The 19,238-nt window shown below is 62.3% G+C and carries 18 protein-coding genes; 4 read left to right on the top strand and 14 right to left on the bottom strand.

All coding sequences use genetic code 11. The features are described 5' to 3' along the window. Positions 1 to 512: 512 nt before the first annotated feature. The 4 genes from IB234_RS10530 to IB234_RS10515 are packed head-to-tail and all read right to left on the bottom strand — an operon-like array spanning position 513 to position 3,554. Positions 513 to 1,250, bottom strand: a complete 738-nt coding sequence (locus tag IB234_RS10530; RefSeq protein ID WP_192317232.1) for an S-methyl-5'-thioinosine phosphorylase — start codon at positions 1,248 to 1,250, stop codon at positions 513 to 515. A 13-nt stretch (positions 1,251 to 1,263) separates the two neighbouring features. After that, positions 1,264 to 2,262, bottom strand: coding sequence for a beta-N-acetylhexosaminidase (nagZ, locus tag IB234_RS10525; RefSeq protein ID WP_192317808.1), 999 nt, complete (start codon positions 2,260 to 2,262; stop codon positions 1,264 to 1,266). Between the two features lie 19 nt (positions 2,263 to 2,281). After that, positions 2,282 to 2,806 (bottom strand): L,D-transpeptidase, encoded by a 525-nt coding sequence (locus IB234_RS10520; RefSeq protein ID WP_192317230.1) that lies wholly within the window; start codon positions 2,804 to 2,806, stop codon positions 2,282 to 2,284. Positions 2,807 to 2,846: 40 nt separating this feature from the next. Further along, the gene (locus IB234_RS10515; protein WP_192317228.1) at positions 2,847 to 3,554 is read right to left on the bottom strand and encodes a TetR/AcrR family transcriptional regulator; all 708 of its coding nucleotides are present in this window, start codon (positions 3,552 to 3,554) and stop codon (positions 2,847 to 2,849) included. 241 nt (positions 3,555 to 3,795) lie between these two features. Here IB234_RS10515 and lexA point away from each other — a divergent pair, with 241 nt between their 5' ends. Next, positions 3,796 to 4,407 carry a transcriptional repressor LexA gene (lexA, locus tag IB234_RS10510; RefSeq protein WP_192317226.1) on the top strand — a complete coding sequence of 204 codons (612 nt, stop codon included), beginning with the start codon at positions 3,796 to 3,798 and terminating at the stop codon, positions 4,405 to 4,407. A gap of 17 nt (positions 4,408 to 4,424) precedes the next feature. Beyond that, entirely contained in the window at positions 4,425 to 4,892 is a 468-nt protein-coding gene (gene sulA, locus IB234_RS10505; RefSeq protein ID WP_192317224.1) for an SOS-induced cell division inhibitor SulA, read from the top strand. Between the two features lie 59 nt (positions 4,893 to 4,951). Here the strand turns inward: sulA and IB234_RS10500 are convergent, their stop codons facing one another. The 7 genes from IB234_RS10500 to IB234_RS10470 all read right to left on the bottom strand — a co-directional run bounded on the left by IB234_RS10500 (position 4,952) and on the right by IB234_RS10470 (position 13,010). Continuing rightward, the gene (locus tag IB234_RS10500; protein WP_192317222.1) at positions 4,952 to 5,185 is read right to left on the bottom strand and encodes a hypothetical protein; all 234 of its coding nucleotides are present in this window, start codon (positions 5,183 to 5,185) and stop codon (positions 4,952 to 4,954) included. A 69-nt stretch (positions 5,186 to 5,254) separates the two neighbouring features. Then, the gene (locus tag IB234_RS10495) at positions 5,255 to 5,773 is read right to left on the bottom strand and encodes a DUF6586 family protein (RefSeq protein ID WP_192317219.1); all 519 of its coding nucleotides are present in this window, start codon (positions 5,771 to 5,773) and stop codon (positions 5,255 to 5,257) included. Positions 5,774 to 5,850: 77 nt separating this feature from the next. Beyond that, entirely contained in the window at positions 5,851 to 8,460 is a 2,610-nt protein-coding gene (gene topA / locus IB234_RS10490; RefSeq protein WP_192317217.1) for a type I DNA topoisomerase, read from the bottom strand. Between the two features lie 90 nt (positions 8,461 to 8,550). Beyond that, a complete protein-coding gene (locus IB234_RS10485; RefSeq protein WP_043310072.1) occupies positions 8,551 to 8,805 on the bottom strand; it encodes a DUF1653 domain-containing protein in 255 nt (84 codons plus the stop codon). 77 nt (positions 8,806 to 8,882) lie between these two features. After that, a complete protein-coding gene (gene fadA, locus IB234_RS10480) occupies positions 8,883 to 10,058 on the bottom strand; it encodes an acetyl-CoA C-acyltransferase FadA (RefSeq protein WP_192317215.1) in 1,176 nt (391 codons plus the stop codon). A gap of 30 nt (positions 10,059 to 10,088) precedes the next feature. After that, positions 10,089 to 12,236, bottom strand: coding sequence for a fatty acid oxidation complex subunit alpha FadB (gene fadB, locus IB234_RS10475; RefSeq protein ID WP_043310074.1), 2,148 nt, complete (start codon positions 12,234 to 12,236; stop codon positions 10,089 to 10,091). Positions 12,237 to 12,572: 336 nt separating this feature from the next. Further along, complete coding sequence (locus IB234_RS10470; protein WP_192317213.1) at positions 12,573 to 13,010, bottom strand: hypothetical protein; 438 nt, start codon at positions 13,008 to 13,010, stop codon at positions 12,573 to 12,575. An 83-nt stretch (positions 13,011 to 13,093) separates the two neighbouring features. On the opposite strand from IB234_RS10470, the gene IB234_RS10465 reads away from it, so the two are divergent. Then, positions 13,094 to 13,537, top strand: coding sequence for a universal stress protein (locus tag IB234_RS10465; RefSeq protein WP_192317211.1), 444 nt, complete (start codon positions 13,094 to 13,096; stop codon positions 13,535 to 13,537). A 43-nt stretch (positions 13,538 to 13,580) separates the two neighbouring features. On the opposite strand, the gene IB234_RS10460 is transcribed toward IB234_RS10465, so the two are convergent. Continuing rightward, positions 13,581 to 14,267 (bottom strand): DUF6901 family protein, encoded by a 687-nt coding sequence (locus IB234_RS10460; RefSeq protein WP_192317209.1) that lies wholly within the window; start codon positions 14,265 to 14,267, stop codon positions 13,581 to 13,583. A 20-nt stretch (positions 14,268 to 14,287) separates the two neighbouring features. Next, positions 14,288 to 16,201, bottom strand: coding sequence for an ATP-binding cassette domain-containing protein (locus tag IB234_RS10455; protein ID WP_192317207.1), 1,914 nt, complete (start codon positions 16,199 to 16,201; stop codon positions 14,288 to 14,290). 170 nt (positions 16,202 to 16,371) lie between these two features. On the opposite strand from IB234_RS10455, the gene IB234_RS10450 reads away from it, so the two are divergent. Then, positions 16,372 to 18,300 carry a transglycosylase SLT domain-containing protein gene (locus IB234_RS10450; protein WP_192317205.1) on the top strand — a complete coding sequence of 643 codons (1,929 nt, stop codon included), beginning with the start codon at positions 16,372 to 16,374 and terminating at the stop codon, positions 18,298 to 18,300. Positions 18,301 to 18,360: 60 nt separating this feature from the next. Here the strand turns inward: IB234_RS10450 and IB234_RS10445 are convergent, their stop codons facing one another. Beyond that, complete coding sequence (locus IB234_RS10445) at positions 18,361 to 19,164, bottom strand: MOSC domain-containing protein (protein ID WP_192317203.1); 804 nt, start codon at positions 19,162 to 19,164, stop codon at positions 18,361 to 18,363. Between the last annotated feature and the right edge of the window lie 74 nt (positions 19,165 to 19,238).

Here is a 19,238-nt window from a genome sequence, read left to right as displayed (position 1 = left end):
CATCGCGCACCAACAACCGGTCTGGCTCGCGGGGCGGCGCCAGGCGGCGCCTCCAGGCAATAACTTCACGATTCTTGATCCGGTGACATAGAAACCAACCGATCTAAGAAAACCGTGACCCACGCCCTAGGATTAACCATGCAAGGTGCCGTCGCCGGGATTTGCCGGGACGGCTTTTTCATCTGTGCCACGGCGCTAACCAAGCCCACCAAGCGCAATGGGGGCTCGGCCAAGCGCCAACAAGAACAAAGGCAGTCGCTATGTTCAAACACGCCAAGTACCGGCAGGCGAGCCTGATCGTCCTTGCCACCACCGTTATCCTGATCCTGCCCAACGTGACTCGTCTGGTCAGCTGATCATTCTTCCCTGCCGTGGCCCGGTGCCGTAGTGCTCGGGCCGCGGAACACCTCTTCTACTCCCTCCCTGCTCATAACCTGGAAGGTCCAGATTCTCTTTCTATGAGCTGAGCGTAAAAACGGCTGAGCGCCCCAGGTGGCACGGCACGTGCCGGCTTAGTAAGCCAACACCCTACCCAAGACTGCGCAGACCTTGTCAACGCCGCGCACCAACTCTGCCTCGATCTCATCCATGGTGATGATGCCGTTGGCCTTTCCAGCCGCCGGGTTCACAACCAGCGCCAGGCAGGCGTATGGCAGCTCCAGCTCACGAGCCAGTGCAGCTTCGGGCATGCCGGTCATACCGACGATGTCGCAGCCATCGCGCTCCATGCGGGTGATCTCTGCCGCCGTTTCCAGCCGCGGCCCTTGAGTGGCCCCGTACACACCATGGATGCTATGGGGATAGCCCAGCGCCTGCAGCGCAGAGATCAAGCGGCCACGCAGCTCTTCGTCGTAGGGGAAGCTGAAGTCGATATGGGTGACACGCTCGAGTTCACCATCGAAGAAGGTATGCGCCCGGCCCCAGGTGTAATCGATGATCTGGTGCGCCACACACAGGTGACCACTTCCCATGGCCGCATGGATACCACCCACCGCATTGACCGCCAGGATCGCCTCGGCGCCGGCCTGCTTCAGCGCCCAGAGGTTGGCACGGTAGTTCACCTGATGTGGCAGGATGCGATGCGGGTGACCGTGGCGTGCCAGGAACAGCACCTCACGACCAGCGTACTCGCCACGTAGCACGTCGGCCGAAGGCGCGCCGTAAGGCGTGTCGATGTGCTGCGCATGCTTGAGGGTCAGGCCGCCGAGTTGGGTCAGGCCGGTACCGCCGATGATGGCATAGGTAGTCATGCGTTCTTTCTTATCAATCGATGAGCTGTGCCGCACGCAGAGCCGCCAAGCCCTGTAGCCAACGTGGCTGCTCGCGGTAGTCGGTACGGGCAAAGCCGCGACCGCGCATACGCACCAGGCCTCTAGGCGGCTGCACCTCGAGGCGCTGCAGGGCGCCAAGAGCCTGCTCAGCCGAAGCACGGTCGTTGCACACAAGGCCCATGTCGCAGCCGGCACTCAGCGCAGCCTCTATACGGCTGGCGGCATCGCCCACCACATGGGCGCCGGCCATGGACAGGTCGTCGCTGAAGATCACCCCATCGAAGCCCAGTTCGCCACGCAGGATCCCCTGCAGCCAGCGGCGCGAGAAACCGGCCGGACCGTCGTCCACCTGCGGATAGATGACATGAGCAGGCATAACAGCAGCCAGTTGCTTGCTCAGACGCTGGAACGGGATCAGGTCCCTGGCACGAATCTGGTCCAAGCTGCGCTCATCCACCGGGATGGCCACATGTGAATCGGCCTCGGCCCAACCGTGGCCGGGGAAATGCTTGCCGGTGGCGGCCATGCCCGCCGCATCCATCCCACGAATGAAGGCGCCGGCCAGGCGGGTCGCCAGCTCGGCATCGCCCTCGAAGCTACGGCTACCGACCACGGCGCTGCGCTGGTGATCAAGGTCCAGCACCGGTGCAAAGCTGAGATCCACGCCCACAGCCAACACCTCGGTGGCCATCAGCCAGCCACAGTGTTCGGCCAGTTGCTCGGCATTATCGTTGTCAGCCAAGGCACGCATGGCTGGCAGGCGCACAAAGCCGTTGCGCAGGCGCTGCACGCGACCTCCCTCCTGGTCCACCGCCAACAACAAGTCCGGGCGCACAGCTCGAATGGACGCGCACAGCTCGCGCACCTGGCGCGGATCTTCGATGTTGCGGGCAAACAGGATGAGGCCGCCCACCTCGGGCTGGCGCAGAATCCGGCGGTCCTCGGCGGTCAGCCAGGTGCCTTGAATATCCAGCATCAGAGAACCAAACAGAGTCGTCACAGAAGCGTCCTCAAGCGAGATCGGCCGTCGCCCACTGCGGGCACGGCGCCTCGTCGATCATTACCGCGCAGTGCGGCGGTACAAGGGGGAAAAGGTCCAGCAGGTCGGCATTGCGCAGGCGCACGCAGCCATGGGATAGCGGCACCCCCATCGGCTGAGTGTCCGGAGTTCCGTGCAGATAGACGTAACGGCGGAAGGTATCGACCTGGCCCAGACGATTGAAGCCGGGCTCGCAGCCGCTGAGCCAGAGAATACGGGAGAGAATCCAGTCTCGATCTGGGAACCGGGAATCCAACTCTTCGGACCAGACCTCGCCGGTCCAACGACGTCCGCGCAATACCGCGCCAAGCGGCAGGCCGTCGCCGATCTTTGCGCGCACCTGATGACGGCCACGCGGCGTGCAGTTGGAGCCACTCTGCTCCCCAGCGCCATTCAATGCGGTGGATACCGGCAGGCGCAGGCATAGCTCCCCGTCAGCGAAGCCGTACAGGCACTGGTCGGCAATGGATATATGCAGGAAATCGAGTGGGCGCATGGGCCGCTAGCTTAGCCCATCGACCCACTCGGGCACAGCATCAGACCGCCTTGGCGGCGACCTGAACCTTGCTGCGTGGCTTGAACTGGGCAGTGGCCAGCGCCTCATCGCTCAGTCCGCTGTCAGCACGCATTCCGGCAGCGAGGAACGGCACCATCAGACGCATTACCTGCTCGATCGAGGTATCGACGCCAAAGTCGTTCTCGGCAATGGCACGCAGTGCCTTTATGCCTGACATGCTGAACGCTGCGGCGCCGAGCATGAAGTGAACGCGCCAGAAGATCTCCAACGGTGGCAGCTTGGGCGCCACTTCATTCAGCAGCAGCATGTAGCGGCGGAAGACCTTGCCGTACACCTCTTCCAGATATTTGCGCAGGTGGCCCTGGCTTTGGCTGAAGGCAAGTCCGAGGAGGCGCATGAAGATAGACAGGTCGTTGCCACTGCGCGGCTTCACCGCCAAGGCCTGTTCTACCAGCATCTCCAATAGCTCTTCGAGAGTCGCCCTGCCTTCGGGCTTGGCCTGGCGGCGGTCCAACTCACGCTCGAGGCTGACGCAAAAAGGCCCTAGGAAGCGTGAGAACACTGCCTGGATAAGCGCCTTCTTGGACCCGAAGTGGTAATTCACGGCCGCCAGATTGACCCCAGCCTTGCTGGTGATCAGACGTAGGGACGTCTCGGCAAAGCCCTTCTCCGCGAATAGCTGCTCGGCAGCATCCAAAATGCGCTCAACGGTTTCTGATTGAGCCATGACGCCCTCACCTGACAAACACTTGTTTGAAACATACGTTTCAGGCTACTGCGCTGTCAAGCCTGGCGGGACCTTTCATGGCTGATCGGTCACGCATTTAACCATAGGCGAGTGAGCGAAAATCCCAAGCCGCTCCGCCAGGAAGCTTGAATGCTCTTCTTATCTCGTTTGAGGAAGGGGTTGCCAGCCCAGAATCACTGTATATAATCACAGCAACTGTATAAACAGACAGACCGCCAGCATGCTCAAACTGACGCCGCGACAATCCGAAATCCTCGCCTTCATCAAACGCTGCCTGGAAGACAACGGCTATCCGCCTACTCGCGCTGAAATCGCCCAGGAGCTGGGATTCAAATCGCCCAACGCCGCCGAGGAACACCTCAAGGCACTGGCGCGCAAAGGCGCCATCGAAATGACTCCGGGCGCCTCCCGCGGCATTCGCATTCCCGGCTTCGAGCCTGCAGCCAATGAAGAGGAAGGCCTGCCGGTAATTGGCCGGGTCGCCGCCGGCGCCCCCATCCTCGCCCAACAAAACGTCGAGGACTCCTGCAAGATCAACCCGGAGTTCTTCCGCCCCAAGGCCGACTACCTACTGCGTGTGCGCGGCATGAGCATGAAGGACATCGGCATCCTCGATGGCGACCTGCTCGCCGTACACACCACACGCGAAGTGCGTAACGGCCAGATCGTGGTGGCGCGTCTCGACGATGAAGTTACCGTCAAACGCTTCCAGCGTAATGGCAACAAGGTCCTGCTCATCGCTGAGAACCCCGAATTCGCCCCTATCGAGGTGAATCTGGAAGAACAGGACCTGGTCATCGAAGGACTGAGTGTCGGCGTGATCCGCCGCTAAGCATCAAGGAGAGCTTCATGCAGTTCCCGCAGTCGCTGAATCGCTCGCAACTCCCGCTGTTTGAAGTCTTCCTCGGCGCCAGCCTACCGCTGCTCGGCGAAGAACCCCAAGCCCCCTGGCTCGACGAACCCGAGCCGTTCAGCGAACTGCGTCTGTCAGGCTCGCTCGGTAACTGCCGCCATCTGCTCGGCCCGGTGCTGCGCGAGCTCAGTCGCAATCAGGATGCACGCTGGCTGACTCTGGTAGCCCCGCCCGCTTCCATCACCAACGCCTGGCTGCGCAGCCTCGGCCTGAACCTGGACCGCCTGCTCCTGCTGCAACCACGCGCCGGCCAGGATGCCGCGAAACTGGCACGGGAAGCCCTGCGCCTGGGCAGAAGCCATACGGTAGTGAGCTGGATCAACCTACAGCCCGCTCAACGCGCGAGCCTGACAAGCGCCGCGCGCCTGGGTTGCGCGCAAAGCCTGAATATTCAGCTGGATTGAACCTTGTGCCCCGGGACGGTCATCGTCCCGCATAAGAACCTATTGCAGGCTCCCGCTACTCAGTGCAGCACGCGTGGCTGCTCGTCCTGCTCCATCTCGCCCTCAGCCAGGCGACCAGCCATCTGCACACCGACATTGAGCATGGCCTTGGCCACCTCAACATGATGCCCCTGCAGGAAGGCCTTGGCGTCCGCCGAGAAGTCCAGAGTCACCAGCACTTCCTCATCTTCGGCGCGCCGCAGAATGATGCGCCCGTCAGGCAGTTCGACGATTTCGAGGAAGGAAGTGGACATGAGGGTAGGTCTCCTAGCAGACAGCCAGTGTAACAGCCATGGCGCTCGCGCCCTAGCCTGGCAAGCCAATCAGCACTCGCTGAGCGACTCGCGGTAGCGCAGCACCAGTTGCTTGAGCTGCTGCCGCCAGCTCTCCAGCTCCGCGTACCGCAGCGTCTCCGGCTCATCCTCGACACTGACTGCACTGATCAGCGGCAGAGTCGGGTCGACCTTGGCGGTCTTGGGTGCCTGCGGCGGCTGGAACAGCTGCGCGTAGCCGGCAAGCAATTGTGCCAGCCAGCTTTCCGGCTGCTGAGCAATCTCCATCAGCTCGGCCAGTTCAGGAGTCGGTGAAGACTGCAACACAGCCTGGTTCAACAACAGCTCGACCCGCGGCGCGCCCATCTCCGCCAGCTTGTAGTAGCCGGCGACCTCATGGCACAGCCCCAGCACCGCACCGTAGAGGTGGAACAGCACCGCTTCGCGCTCCGACTGCATCAGAGCCTGGGCATTCATCGCCTCACCAGCCTCAGCCTTGCGCAGGCTCTCCAGGGCCAGCCCGGCGAAGAAGATCTTCTGATTGGTGCGGGTATAGAGTTCGTGAGCCATGCCGATGCCTCGCAGCCGTCGCGCAGATTACTTGAGGGAGGACGCCGCACCTCAGAGCCGAGGTGCGGCCTGCGCGATCAGCGCTTGTCTTCCACCTTCCACTTGCCGCCATCGAAGAAGGCGCGCCAGCCGGTGGGCTTGCCGTCCACCTCGCTCTGCACATACTGCTCCTTGGTCTTGCGGCTGAAGCGGATCACCGCCGGGCGGCCTTCCGGATCCTTCTTCGGCGCCTCCAGCAGGAAGTGGTACTTCGGATCGATCTCGTCCTTGTGCGGGATCAGCTCCAGCACCAGCGGCGCACGGGTCTCGCGATTCTTGGGGAAACCGCTGGCCGCAAGGAAAAGGCCCGAGGCGCCATCACGCAGCACGTAGGTGTCATCGACCTTCTCGCACTTGAGCTCCGGCATCTTCACCGCGTCCATCTTGGGCGGCGCGGCCTCACCGCTCTTCAGCAGCTTGCGGGTGTTCTTGCACGCAGAATTGGTGCAACCGAAAAACTTCCCGAAGCGGCCGGTCTTCAGCTGCATCTCACTGCCGCACTTGTCACACTCCAGGCTTGGACCTTCGTAGCCCTTGATGCGGTACTGGCCCTGCTCGATCTCGTAGCCGGCGCAATCCGGGTTGTTGCCGCAGATGTGCAGCTTGCGCGTCTCGTCCAGCAGGTAGGCGTCCATCGCCGTGCTGCAGATCGGGCAGCGGTGCTTGTTGCGCAGCACGCGGGACTCGGACTCACCCTCGTCATCCGCAGCGATCTCGTCACCTGGGATCAGGTTGAGAGTGGCCTTGCAGCGCTCCTTCGGTGGTAGCGCGTAGCCGGAGCAGCCGAGAAATACGCCAGTGGAGGCAGTACGGATCATCATGTGCCGGCCGCAATCGCGGCAGGCGATGTCGGTAGGCGTCGGCTGGTTGGCACGCATGCCCTTGTCCGCCACCTCGGCCACTTCCAGCTTCTTCTTGAAGTCGCCGTAGAACTCGTCGAGCAGGTGCTTCCAGTCGCGCTCGCCCTGGGCCACATCATCCAGACGCTCTTCCATGGCGGCAGTGAAGCCGTAGTCCATCAGGTTGGAGAAGCTCTCGTCGAGGCGCTCGGTGACGATATCGCCCATCTTCTCGGCGTAGAAACGGCGGTTGTGTACGGTGACGTAGCCGCGTTCCTGGATGGTGGAGATAATCGCCGCATAGGTGGAAGGACGACCGATACCACGCTTTTCCAGCTCCTTGACCAGGCTGGCCTCGGAGAAGCGCGCTGGCGGCTTGGTGAAGTGCTGGCTGGGGTCGAGCTGCAGCAGCTTGAGCGCCTCGCCCTCCTTCATCTCCGGCAGCACGTCGTCCTCACCCGGCTTGCTCTGTTGCGACAGCACACGAGTGTAACCGTCGAACTTGAGGATGCGGCCCTTGGCACGCAGCTCGAAGCCACTGGCAGCGACGCTGACGCTGGTGGACAGGTATTCGGCCGGCGGCATCTGGCAGGCCACGAATTGGCGCCAGATCAGCTCGTACAGGCGCTCCGCGTCGCGCTCCATGCCGGACAGCTGGGTCGGGCGCAGATTCACGTCGGACGGGCGAATCGCCTCGTGCGCCTCCTGGGCGCCTTCCTTGCTCGAATAGAAGTTCGGCTTGGCCGGCAGGTACTTCTTGCCGAACTCGCCGTCGATGAAGCCGCGCACCATGTCGATGGCGTCGGCCGACAGGTTGGTCGAGTCGGTACGCATATAGGTGATGTAGCCAGCCTCGTAGAGACGCTGAGCCATCATCATGGTCTTCTTCACACCAAAGCCGAGGCGGTTGCTCGCCGCCTGCTGCAAGGTGGAGGTGATGAACGGGGCGGTCGGTTTGCTCGAGGTCGGTTTGTCCTCGCGCTTGACCACGCTATAGCTGGAGTCCTTGAGCTTGGCCAAGGCAGCCATGGCCTGGGTCTCGTTGAGCGGCTTGAAGGCCTCGCCATTCTCGCGAACCACCTCGAAGCGCACCTTGTCGCTCTTGGTGGTGCCCAGGTCGGCGTGCACTTCCCAGTACTCTTCCGGGACGAAGGCGCGAATTTGCTTCTCGCGCTCCACCACCAACTTCACCGCCACCGACTGCACGCGACCGGCGGACAGGCCACGGGCAATCTTGGCCCACAGCAGAGGCGAGACCATGTAGCCCACCACACGGTCGAGGAAACGGCGTGCCTGCTGCGCGTTGACCCGATTGATATCGAGCTCGCCCGGCTGGGAGAAGGCCTCCTGGATGGCCTTCTTGGTGATTTCGTTGAACACCACGCGCTTGTAGCGGCTGTCGTCGCCACCGATGGCCTCGCGCAGGTGCCAGGCAATGGCCTCCCCTTCACGGTCCAAGTCGGTTGCGAGATAGATGGTGTCGGCATCCTTGGCCAGACGACGTAGCTCTTCGATCACCTTCTCCTTGCCGGGAAGTATCTCGTACTTGGCTTTCCAGCCGTGCTCGGGGTCGACACCCATGCGCGAAAACAGCTGGCGCTTGGCCTTCTCCTTGGGCGACAGAGCCCGCGCCTCGGCAGCAGCAGCCTTGCCGCGCTTGGCTGGCTCCTTGCTGGCGCTGGCGGAACCGCTGGTGGGCAGGTCACGAATATGGCCGATGCTCGACTTCACCACGAACTGGTTGCCCAGGTACTTGTTGATGGTCTTGGCCTTGGCCGGGGATTCCACGATGACCAGCGATTTGCCCATGGATTGGAGAATTCCTGAAAACAAAAAAGGAAGAATAAGAGGCGGGAGCCTATCAAGGCACCGCTATATATAGTGGCTGTCGAGTCGCGGTCAAGCGCGATTCCCGGCAACGTCCTGTCCGATCACCGCCGGTTCGGCCTCGATCAGAGCAAAGCGCGCTACCGTCTCGCCGTCCAGTTCGACCGTTCCGCAGAACATCTCCAGCGGTCGCACCCACAGGCCGAAATCACCATAGAGCGCCTGGTAGACCACCACCCACTCCTCGGTTTCCGAGTGACGCGCTGAGCCGAATACACGGTACTGCGGGCCCTTGTAGTGACGGTAGAGACCGGGTTGCAGTTGCATGAAATTTCTCCTTGAAAAACAAAAACCGGGGCACCAGGCCCCGGTCTTTACACCCTCTGACGCTTAGACGGGGTCGCCTAGATGCGTTCGAAGATGGTGGTGATGCCCTGGCCGAGACCCACGCACATGGTGGACACGCCCAGAGTACCGCCGTTCTGCTTCATCACGTTCAGCAGGGTGCCGGAGATACGTGCACCGGAGCAGCCGAACGGGTGACCCAGAGCGATGGCGCCACCGTGCAGGTTGACCTTCTGCTCCATCTTGTCGAGGAGTTTCAGGTCTTTCAGCACTGGCAGGGCCTGGGCGGCGAAGGCTTCGTTGAGCTCGACGAAGTCGATGTCATCCATGCTCAGGCCGGCACGCTTGAGTGCTTTCTGAGTGGACGGCACCGGGCCGTAGCCCATGATCGCCGGATCGACACCGGCCACAGCCATGGCACGAACCACGGCCAGCGGCTGGATGCCCAGGTCCTGAGCACGCTGGGCGCTCATGACGATCATGCAGGAAGCGCCGTCGGTGATCTGCGAGGAAGTACCTGCAGTCACGGTGCCGCCTTTCGGGTTGAACGCCGGCTTCAGGGCCGCCAGGCTTTCCACGGTGGTCTCCGGACGAATGGTTTCATCGAAGTCAAACACCTTCAGGAAGCCGTTCTCGTCGTAGCCTTGCATCGGGATGATTTCATCCTTGAACTTGCCTTCGACGGTAGCCTTGTGGGCCAGACGGTGGGAACGCTCACCGAACTGGTCCTGGGCTTCACGGCTGATGCCGTGCATCTTGCCCAGCATTTCAGCGGTCAGACCCATCATGCCCGACGCCTTGGCGGCGTACAGGGACATGTGCGGGTTCGGATCGACGCCGTGCATCATGCCGACGTGGCCCATGTGCTCCACACCACCGACGACGAATACGTCGCCGTTGCCGGTCTGGATCGCCTGCACGGCAGTGTGCAGGGCGCTCATGGAGGAACCGCACAGACGGCTGACGGTCTGGCCGGCGCTGGTGTGCGGGATCTGGGTCATCAGCGACGCCATACGCGCGATGTTCCAGCCCTGCTCCAGGGTCTGGTTAACGCAACCCCAGATCACGTCTTCCACTTCGGCCGGATCGACCTTGGTGTTGCGCTCCAGGACTTTGCTGATCAGATGGGCCGACATGTCTTCGGCACGGGTGTTGCGGTGCATGCCACCCTTGGAACGACCCATCGGGGTGCGGCCGAAGTCGACAATGACCGCGTCTCTCGGATTCAGGCTCATATTTCTACTCTCGCTCTGTTCGCTGCGCGATTAACCGAAGAACTTCTGGCCCTTGGCGGCCATTTCACGAAGCTTGGCGGTCGGGTGGTACAGGCCGCCCAGGTCGGCATACTTGTCGGCCAGGGCGACGAACTCGGCGACACCGATGGAATCGATGTAACGCAGAGCACCACCGCGGAAGGGAGGGAAGCCGATACCGTAGATCAGGCCCATATCGGCCTCAGCTGCGGTCTCGACGATGCCGTCTTCCAGGCAACGAACGGTTTCCAGGCACAGCGGGATCATCATGAAGTTGATGATGTCTTCGTCGGTCAGCTCGCGCTGCTCTTTGACGATGGACTTCAGCAGCTCGTAGGCAACCGGGTCGGAGACTTTCTTCGGCTTGCCGCGCTTGTCGGTCTCGTAGGCGTAGAAGCCCTTGCCGTTTTTCTGACCCAGGCGATCGGCGTCGTACATCACGTCGACGGCGGTCTTGCCTTCAACGGCCATACGGTCCGGGAAGCCTTCGGCCATTACGTCACGGCCGTGGTGGCCAGTGTCGATACCGACGACGTCGGAGAGGTAAGCCGGGCCCATGGGCCAGCCGAACTTCTCCATGACCTTGTCGATGCGCACGAAGTCGACACCGAATTCCAGCAGCTTGGAGAAGCCGCCGAAGTACGGGAACAGTACGCGGTTGACCAGGAAGCCCGGGCAGTCGTTGACCACGATCGGGTTCTTGCCCATCTTCTTGGCGTAGGCCACGGTGGTGGCAACGGCCACGTCGCTGGACTTCTCGCCACGGATCACTTCCACCAGCGGCATCATGTGCACCGGGTTGAAGAAGTGCATGCCGACGAAGTTTTCCGGACGCTTCAGGGCCTTAGCCAGCAGGCTGATGGAGATGGTCGAGGTGTTGGAAGCCAGGATGGCGTCTTCACGCACCACGCCTTCCACTTCGGCCAGAACGATCTGCTTGACCTTCGGGTTCTCGACAACGGCTTCGACGACGATGTCGACATTGCCGAAGTCGCCGTAGGACATGGTCGGGCGAATGGCGTTGAGGGCTTCGGCCATCTTGGCCGGGGCCAGACGGCCCTTCTCGACGCGCTTGCCGAGCAGCTTGGAAGCTTCGCTCAGACCCAGCTGGATACCCTCTTCGCGGATATCCTTCATCAGGATCGGGGTGCCTTTGGAGGCGGACTGGTAGGCGATACCGCCACCCATGATGCCGGCACCCAGAACGGCAGCCAGTTTCACGTCACGAGCGATCTCGTCGTGCTGCTTGGCCTTCTTCTTCAGTTCCTGATCATTCAGGAACAGACCGATCAGGCTCTCGGCAACCGAGGTCTTGGCCAGTTTGACGAAGCCAGCGGCTTCTACTTCCAGGGCCTTGTCGCGACCGAAGTTCGCGGCCTTCTGGATGGTCTTGATGGCTTCAACCGGAGCCGGGTAGTTCGGGCCGGCCTGGCCAGCAACGAAACCTTTTGCGGTTTCGAAGGCCATCATCTGCTCAATGGCGTTGAGCTTGATTTTTTCCAGCTTGGGCTGACGCTTGGCCTTGTAGTCCAGCTCGCCGGAGATGGCGCGCTTGACCAGGTCCAGAGCGGCGTCCTTGAGCTTGGCGGAAGCGACAACAGCGTCGACGGCGCCTACTTTCAGGGCGTCGGCAGCTTTGTTTTCCTTACCGGAAGCGATCCACTCGATGGCGTTGTCGGTACCGATCACGCGCGGCAGGCGCACGGTGCCGCCGAAGCCCGGGTAGATGCCTAGTTTGACTTCTGGCAGGCCGATCTTGGCGCTCTCGGAGGCGACACGGTAGTCACCGGCCAGGCACATTTCGAAACCGCCGCCCAGGGCGATGCCGTTGATGGCGATGACGGTCGGAACGGCCAGGTCTTCGAAATCGCTGAAGATCTTGTTGGCTTCGAGGTTGCCGGCAACCAGCTCTTCGTCGGGCAGCTTGAAGTTGTCGACGAATTCGGTGATGTCGGCGCCGACGATGAACACGTCTTTGCCGCTGGTGACGATTACGCCCTTGATCGAACCGTCGGCCTTGATGGCGTCGACCGACTGGCGCAGCTCGCTCAGGGTCAGACGGTTGAACTTGTTAACGGACTCACCCTTGAGGTCGAAATTCAATTCGACGATGCCGCCCTCAAGAGCCTTAACCGTGATGGCTTTACCTTCGTAAATCATCAACTGATCTCCACGGTATGGAAGCTGAACTGTACACATCGGAGCCAACCGGCCGGGGCCGCTCTAGGCAAGAGCCGTCGAGCATAGTCCCAATCGATCCGACACACCCGCCGACGCGATAATCGGGCTGTAAAGGCGCTGCCTTCAGGGCAGAAACGCTCAATTCATACGCCCGTTTGATTTGGGTGGGCGTACATTCAGTGAAAACCCGGCAATTGTCAATTGCCCGTCGCAGGCGCCCGAAATGAGCGCAACGTCACGGAATGACCAGATACAGAAAAATAGCCACAAACTTCTTGCCGAAGCGGCTGTCGGCGCCGCAGGGGCGCGGCGTAATCAGGCAACGTCCGCTAGCAACGCCGCTATCTTGCGCAGTTCCTCCTCGCCACCGCGCTCGCCCCAAAACAGGGAAACCATCTGCGGGCCGGCCTCGACCTTGTAGACGTCGGCCGGCAAACCCTGCAGGCGCTCGAGCATGACTGCATCAGTACAGGACTCGCGCCACTGGTTGCACCACTGACCCGGCGCGACCTGCCAGTAGCTCCAGCTATCGCTGCGCCCACTGCGACGGCCGCGATGGTATTGGGCACAGCGCTCTGGCGGGTGCTCTGGCAGCCAGTGCGGCCACTGCTGCTGTCCCAACTGCATACCGAGCCCCAGGCGCCGCGCGGCCATGCGCAGCGCCATCTGCCCGCGCTGACGCGGCGAGGGACGCAACCAAACCAGGGGACTGAGTGCCACGCCAACGAGCAAAACCACGATCCACCAGGTCATATCTATCACTTGCAGGGAAAGGCTGTGTTATGAAGGGAGCAGAACCATACTGCAAGCATGACCACTCAGTGGAGGAGACTCAGATGCCCTATCAGCACATCCTGATCGCCGTGGACCTGACCGAGGAGTGCCATCCGGTTGCCGAACGCGCCTTGGCCATCGCTGCCAGCAACGGCGCCAAAACGTCACTGGTACATATCGTCGAGCCCATGGCCATGGCCTTCGGTGGCGATGTCCCGATGGACCTATCGATGCTTCAACAGCAACAGTTCGATCAGGCGCGCGAACATCTGGAAAGCTTCGCCAGCCGCTATCCGCAACTGGGAGCCGAGCATCGACACCTGGCCTACGGCCAACCGCGCCAGGAGATCCATCGCCTCGCCGAAGAGCAGGACTGCGACCTGATCGTGGTAGGCAGCCACGGCCGCCACGGTCTGGCGCTTCTACTTGGCTCCACCGCCAATGACGTGCTGCACAGCGCGCCATGCGACGTTCTGGCAGTCCGTCTCAAGAAACCCAAGGAATAAGGCAGCCGAGCCCGTCGCCAGTCAGCGGCGGGCCCGCCCGGAGCTACTCACCACCGTCTCCGGCGCTCATCACCAGCGGGCGGATCTTCTGCAACTGGGTCTCCATTGACACGGTCAGGCTCGACGACATGGAGAAGAAGGTGAGGAAAGCCTTGAGATTGGAGTCGCCCTCGCACACATCGAGAATACGCTGCCAGAACGCCTGATTGACCAGTTGAACCTGCTGGAACTGCTTGATCAGCCCCTTCAGATCCCAGTCCGCACGGCGCCCCTCTCGATAGTTGAAGTATTGCCGCGTCAGGTACAGCGAGATGGTACGCAGGATGAATTCCTGATTGTTGGCAAACGGCAGGTGGTGCTGCGCCATGGGCCGCAGCTTGCCCAACACAGGGCAGGCACTGGTGGCCATGATCACACCGAGCAGCGAACGCAGACCCTCCTCCAGCCCTACCTGCTTGGTGTACTCGCGCTCCGGTGTGCGCACCCATACATGGGCCTTCTTGACCGCCGGCAGACCATGGAAGTCCTCGATCACCTTGTGCAGGTCGACTGCCGCCGGGCAGCGACTGAATTGATCTTTCTTCAGTGGGCAATTGCTGCACTGATTGTGTTCGAGGCGCGTCCATTTCGGCGTCGCCTCGGCATCCCGGGCATCATACTGACGGTCCAGCTCTATCCTGTAGCTGAACTGATGGTTGTCATCCAGGGTGATGCGATACTCAATAGCCATGCAGGTCTCCAGCAGGCTCCTCAGGCTTCCAGTTCGGCCCAACGCTCCAGCAGTTGGTCCAGTTCTTCTTGCAGGCGCTGCAGGCGCTCCAGGGCTGCTCCAGTGACGGCCGGCGCCTGTTGGTAGAAAGCCGGATCGGCAATCTGTTCCTGCAGTTCTGCCAGCTGGGCCTCCAGGGCGTCGATCTGCCCGGGAATGGCTTCCAGCTCTCGCTGCAGCTTGTAGCTGAGCTTCTTCGCGGCCGGAGCCGCGGCAACACTTGTCACTACCGCCGGCGCCGGTTCCGGCGCACGCATGGTTTCGGCCTTGGCCGGTTTGGATTCACCGACACCCAGTAGCCGTGGCGAACCACCCTGGCGCAGCCAGTCCTGGTAGCCGCCAACGTACTCGCGCACTCGCCCCTCACCCTCAAAGACCAACGTGCTGGTCACTACGTTGTCGAGGAACGCCCGGTCGTGGCTGACCATCAGCACGGTGCCTGGGAAATTCAGCAGGACTTCTTCGAGCAACTCGAGGGTTTCCACGTCCAGGTCGTTGGTCGGCTCGTCCAGCACCAGCAGGTTGGCCGGCTTGCTGAACAACTTGGCCAGCAGCAGGCGCGCCCTCTCTCCCCCGGACAATGCCTTGACCGGGGTACGCGCGCGCTGCGGACTGAACAGGAAATCCCCGAGATAGCTCAGCACGTGACGGCTTTGACCATCGATGCTGATGAAGTCGCGCCCCTCTGCGACGTTGTCGATCACCGTCTTTTCCGGCTCCAGCTGATGGCGCAGCTGATCGAAGTACGCCACTTCGATCTTGGTCCCTGCCACTATCGTGCCACCAGTCGGTTGCAGGTCTCCCAACAGCAGCTTGAGCAGCGTGGTCTTGCCGGTTCCATTGGCCCCGAGCAGACCGATGCGGTCGCCACGCTGCAGCACCAGGGTGCAGTCCTGGATCAGCAAGGGTCCCCCTGTGTGCGCAAAACTGACATTTTCCGCCACTATCACCTGCTTACCGGACTTCTCCGCGGAGTCCAGCTGGATATTGGCCTTGCCCTGGCGCTCGCGACGCTCGCTGCGCTCCATACGCATCGCCTTGAGGGCACGCACGCGCCCTTCGTTGCGGGTACGCCGGGCCTTGATGCCTTGGCGAATCCACACTTCCTCCTGCGCAAGGCGCTTGTCGAACAGCGCGTTGGCGGTCTCCTCGGCGGCCAGTTGCTGCTCCTTGTGCACCAGGAAGCTGGCGTAGTCACCGTTCCAGTCGATCAAGCCGCCACGATCCAGCTCGAGGATGCGGGTGGCCAGGTTCTGCAGGAAGGAGCGGTCGTGGGTGATGAACAGCACAGCGCCGCCGAAATCCTTCAGCGCCTCTTCCAGCCAGGCGATGGCACCGATGTCCAGGTGGTTGGTCGGCTCGTCGAGCAGCAGCAGATCGGGCTCGGACACCAGGGCCTGAGCCAGCAGCACGCGGCGGCGCCAGCCACCGGAGAGCTCGGCCAGGGTCTTGTCGGCCGGCAGCTGCAGGCGACTCAGGGTGCTGTCCACCAACTGCTGCAGGCGCCAGCCATCCTTCGCCTCCAGCTCCTGCTGCACATGCATCAGCTGATTGAGGTCTTCTTCGCCCTGGATGTTCTGGCTGAGATGGTGATAGCGCGCAAGCAGCTCGCCAACGCCAGCCAGACCTTCCGCGACCACGTCGAACACCGTCCGCTCGTCGGCCCGCGGCAATTCCTGCGGCAATTCACCGATCTTCAGCGCTGGTGCGCGCCAGATTTCGCCGTCGTCGGGCATCTGGTCACCCTTGACCAGCCGCAACATGCTCGACTTGCCAGTGCCGTTGCGGCCAATGATGCATACCCGCTCACCCCTGGCTATCTGCCAGGACACCTTGTCCAGCAAGGGCATGGCGCCGTAGGCCAGGGAGACATCGGAAAACTTGAGCAGGGTCATGGTTACACCTCAAAAAACAGGCGCGCATTCTAACCGAGTTGAGCTGGCCCAATGCTGGCGCATTGCTGCGTACGCCCTGCGGCATTCTCGCGCAGGGAGCAACAGGCTAAGCTAGGCGCAATTTTGGAAGCACGTTGCTTCATGTCGTTCCCTATTTATCCGGATGTGTCATGCGCCGCCCTCTGTATTGCCTGCTCTCCGCTCTCCTCTCCTGCACCCTCGGCTTCTCCGCCGCCCAGGCCGCCAGCCTGGCCCAGCAGCGGCAGATGTATGACGAAGCCAAGCGCGCCTTGGCCAAGGGCGACAAAGGCCCCTACCAACGCTATGCCAATGCACTGCGTGACTATCCGCTGGAACCCTACCTGGCCTATGACGAGCTGACCGCACGCCTGAAGTGGGCCGGTAACGACGAGATCGAGGCCTTCCTCACCGAGCACGGTGACCTGCCCCAGGCCGGCTGGATGAAGCTGCGCTGGCTACGCTGGCTGGCCGAGCGTGGCGAGTGGCAGACCTTCGCCAGCTACTACGACCCCAAGCTCAACTTCACCGAACTGGATTGCCTGTATGGTCAGTATCTGTACAGGCAGGGGCTGAAGGCCGAGGCACGCGCTGCTTCCGAGAAACTCTGGCTGGTCGGCAAGTCCCAACCCGAGGCCTGTGACGCCCTGTTCAGCACCTGGCGCGCCGACGGCCAGCTCACCGAGGAGAATCGCTGGAAACGCGCCAAGCTGGCCGCCGAAGCCCGCAACTATGGACTGGCCAGCTATCTGGTGAAGGGTTTGCCGACCTACGGCAAGCAGGGTCAACTGATGATCGATGCGGCGCAGAAGCCCGCGATGATGAGCCAGACCGCCCGTTTCACCCCGGCAGACCGCCACATGGCCGACGCCGCTGGCCTCGGCCTGCGCCGCCTGGCTCGCCAAGACCCGGAGAAGGCCCTGAGCCTGCTCGAGGTATACGCCGGCAAGCTGCCGTTCTCCAGCGACGAGAAAGTCGCCATCGCCCGTGAAATCGGCCTGACCCTGGCCAAGCGCTTCGACATCCGAGCCCTGCAGGTCATGGCCCAGTACGACCCGGAACTGCGCGACAACACGGTCTCCGAGTGGCGCGCCCGCCTGTTGCTGCGCCACGGCCAGTGGGAAGATGCCTATCAGTTGACCAGCCGCCTGCCAGCCGATCTGGCCACCACCAGCCGCTGGCGTTATTGGCACGCACGCAGCCTGCAGCTGGCCAGACCACAGGACCAGCAGGCCATGGCCCTGTACGAGCAACTGGCCAAGGAGCGCGACTTCTACGGTTTCCTCGCCGCCGACCGCATCCAGGCACCCTACAGCCTGAACAACAAGCCGATGGTCATCGCCCCGCAGGTCATGCAGAAGGTGCGCAGCACCGCCGGCATCCGTCGTGCACTGGAATTTCATGACCGTGGCCAGATCGTCGATGGCCGCCGCGAGTGGTACCACGTCAGCCGCCTGTTCAGCCGTGAGGAACTGGTGGCTCAGGCCAGGCTGGCCTATGACAAGGAGTGGTACTTCCCAGCCATCCGCACCATCAGCCAAGCCCAGTACTGGGATGATCTGGACATCCGCTTCCCCATGGCCCACAAGACGAGCCTGACCCGACAAGCCAAGCTGCGCGGGCTGCATTCGAGCTGGGTGTTCGCCATCACCCGTCAGGAAAGCGCCTTCATGGCAGACGCCCGTTCCCCGGTCGGGGCCATGGGGCTGATGCAGCTGATGCCGGGTACCGCCAAGGAGACCGCACGCAAGTTCAGCATTCCCCTGGCCAACCCGCAGCAGGCGCTGGTGCCGGAAAAGAACATCCAGCTCGGCGCCGCCTACCTGAGCCAGGTGCACGGTCAGTTCAATGGAAACCGCGTCCTCGCCTCGGCCGCCTATAACGCTGGTCCCGGTCGAGTACGCCAGTGGCTGAAGGGTGCCGACCATCTGGCCTTCGACGTATGGGTGGAGAACATCCCGTTCGACGAGACCCGCCAGTACGTGCAGAACGTACTGTCCTACTCGGTGATCTACGGCCAGAAACTCGGCGTACCGCAGCCACTGGTGGACTGGCATGAGCGGTTCTTCGACGACCAATAAGCATATTCCGCAGAAAACAAAGGGCGCCTCGGCGCCCTTTGTTCTTCCAAGTGCCAGCCTCTACTCCAGCACCTCCACCGGCATGCCCACGCGCAGCTCGCCTATGCCACGCGGCAGCAGGTTCTGGCCGAAGTACACCTCGCCATTGCGCTCGCGGTAGGTCTTCAGAGTGGTCAGCGGCTCGCGATCGGCGTTGCGCTCACCGGTCTGCGGATCGATGGTGGTGAGGATGCAGCGGCTGCAGCCCTTGGCCACCTCGAACTCCAGCTCGCCGATGCGGATGCGCTTCCAGCCGTCCTCGGCGTAGGGCTCACTGCCCTGCACCACCAGGTTCGGACGGAAACGCAGCATCTCCAACGGCCGCCCGACCCGCGTCGACAGGTCCTCCAGCGATGCCTGGCCGATCAACAGCAGCGGGAAACCATCGGAGAACGCCACCTTATCGCCGGGCTGGGCGTAGCCGGTGTCGACCTGGCGGGCGCGCGCCTCCGGCACCTGTACCAGCCGGCAGGGACGGCCGATGAAGCGGCTCAGCCAATCGGCTGCCGCGTCTCCGGCATCGGGCACACGAAGGCTGTCACGCCAGACGGTGACGCCACGCAGGTCGGTCTCGGGGTCAGGCACGTCCACATCGAGGCTGCCGAAACCCGGCGCGCTCAGGTTCAGACCACCATCGGCGTTGTACAACGCGCTCAGCTGGCTCATCTGAGGCAACAACCGCTGGGTCAGGAAGCGCCCGCTCTCCGGCTCCACCAGCATCCAGCGGCGGTCGCCGCGCAAGCCCAGCGCCTCCAGCGGTGAGCTGGCCAGGCTTTCGCCACGGGCGGACTTGAGCGGGTATCGGTAGAGAGCGGAGAGCTGCATGGGGGCCTCGAAGTGGATCAGGAATTAACCCTTCATTCATACAAAAGGGCGATGTGATGAGTTTCACGATTTTG

Origin of the sequence: Pseudomonas sp. PDM16 (assembly GCF_014851865.1) — a bacterium.
Lineage (GTDB): Bacteria > Pseudomonadota > Gammaproteobacteria > Pseudomonadales > Pseudomonadaceae > Aquipseudomonas.
This window is presented reverse-complemented; position numbering and strand designations above follow the sequence as displayed.

What these genes read in the sequence shown, in the direction of transcription:
- IB234_RS10520 (WP_192317230.1), bottom strand. Translation starts at nt 2,806, where the DNA reads ATGCGCCCACTCGATTTCCTGCATATATCCATTGCCGACCAGTGCCTG.
- IB234_RS10500 (WP_192317222.1), bottom strand. Translation starts at nt 5,185, where the DNA reads ATGTCCACTTCCTTCCTCGAAATCGTCGAACTGCCTGACGGGCGCATC.
- fadB (WP_043310074.1), bottom strand. Translation starts at nt 12,236, where the DNA reads ATGATTTACGAAGGTAAAGCCATCACGGTTAAGGCTCTTGAGGGCGGC.
- IB234_RS10485 (WP_043310072.1), bottom strand. Translation starts at nt 8,805, where the DNA reads ATGCAACTGCAACCCGGTCTCTACCGTCACTACAAGGGCCCGCAGTAC.
- fadA (WP_192317215.1), bottom strand. Translation starts at nt 10,058, where the DNA reads ATGAGCCTGAATCCGAGAGACGCGGTCATTGTCGACTTCGGCCGCACC.
- lexA (WP_192317226.1), top strand. Translation starts at nt 3,796, where the DNA reads ATGCTCAAACTGACGCCGCGACAATCCGAAATCCTCGCCTTCATCAAA.
- IB234_RS10465 (WP_192317211.1), top strand. Translation starts at nt 13,094, where the DNA reads ATGCCCTATCAGCACATCCTGATCGCCGTGGACCTGACCGAGGAGTGC.
- IB234_RS10515 (WP_192317228.1), bottom strand. Translation starts at nt 3,554, where the DNA reads ATGGCTCAATCAGAAACCGTTGAGCGCATTTTGGATGCTGCCGAGCAG.
- IB234_RS10470 (WP_192317213.1), bottom strand. Translation starts at nt 13,010, where the DNA reads ATGACCTGGTGGATCGTGGTTTTGCTCGTTGGCGTGGCACTCAGTCCC.
- IB234_RS10460 (WP_192317209.1), bottom strand. Translation starts at nt 14,267, where the DNA reads ATGGCTATTGAGTATCGCATCACCCTGGATGACAACCATCAGTTCAGC.
- IB234_RS10445 (WP_192317203.1), bottom strand. Translation starts at nt 19,164, where the DNA reads ATGCAGCTCTCCGCTCTCTACCGATACCCGCTCAAGTCCGCCCGTGGC.
- topA (WP_192317217.1), bottom strand. Translation starts at nt 8,460, where the DNA reads ATGGGCAAATCGCTGGTCATCGTGGAATCCCCGGCCAAGGCCAAGACC.
- IB234_RS10455 (WP_192317207.1), bottom strand. Translation starts at nt 16,201, where the DNA reads ATGACCCTGCTCAAGTTTTCCGATGTCTCCCTGGCCTACGGCGCCATG.
- sulA (WP_192317224.1), top strand. Translation starts at nt 4,425, where the DNA reads ATGCAGTTCCCGCAGTCGCTGAATCGCTCGCAACTCCCGCTGTTTGAA.
- IB234_RS10450 (WP_192317205.1), top strand. Translation starts at nt 16,372, where the DNA reads ATGCGCCGCCCTCTGTATTGCCTGCTCTCCGCTCTCCTCTCCTGCACC.
- IB234_RS10495 (WP_192317219.1), bottom strand. Translation starts at nt 5,773, where the DNA reads ATGGCTCACGAACTCTATACCCGCACCAATCAGAAGATCTTCTTCGCC.
- IB234_RS10530 (WP_192317232.1), bottom strand. Translation starts at nt 1,250, where the DNA reads ATGACTACCTATGCCATCATCGGCGGTACCGGCCTGACCCAACTCGGC.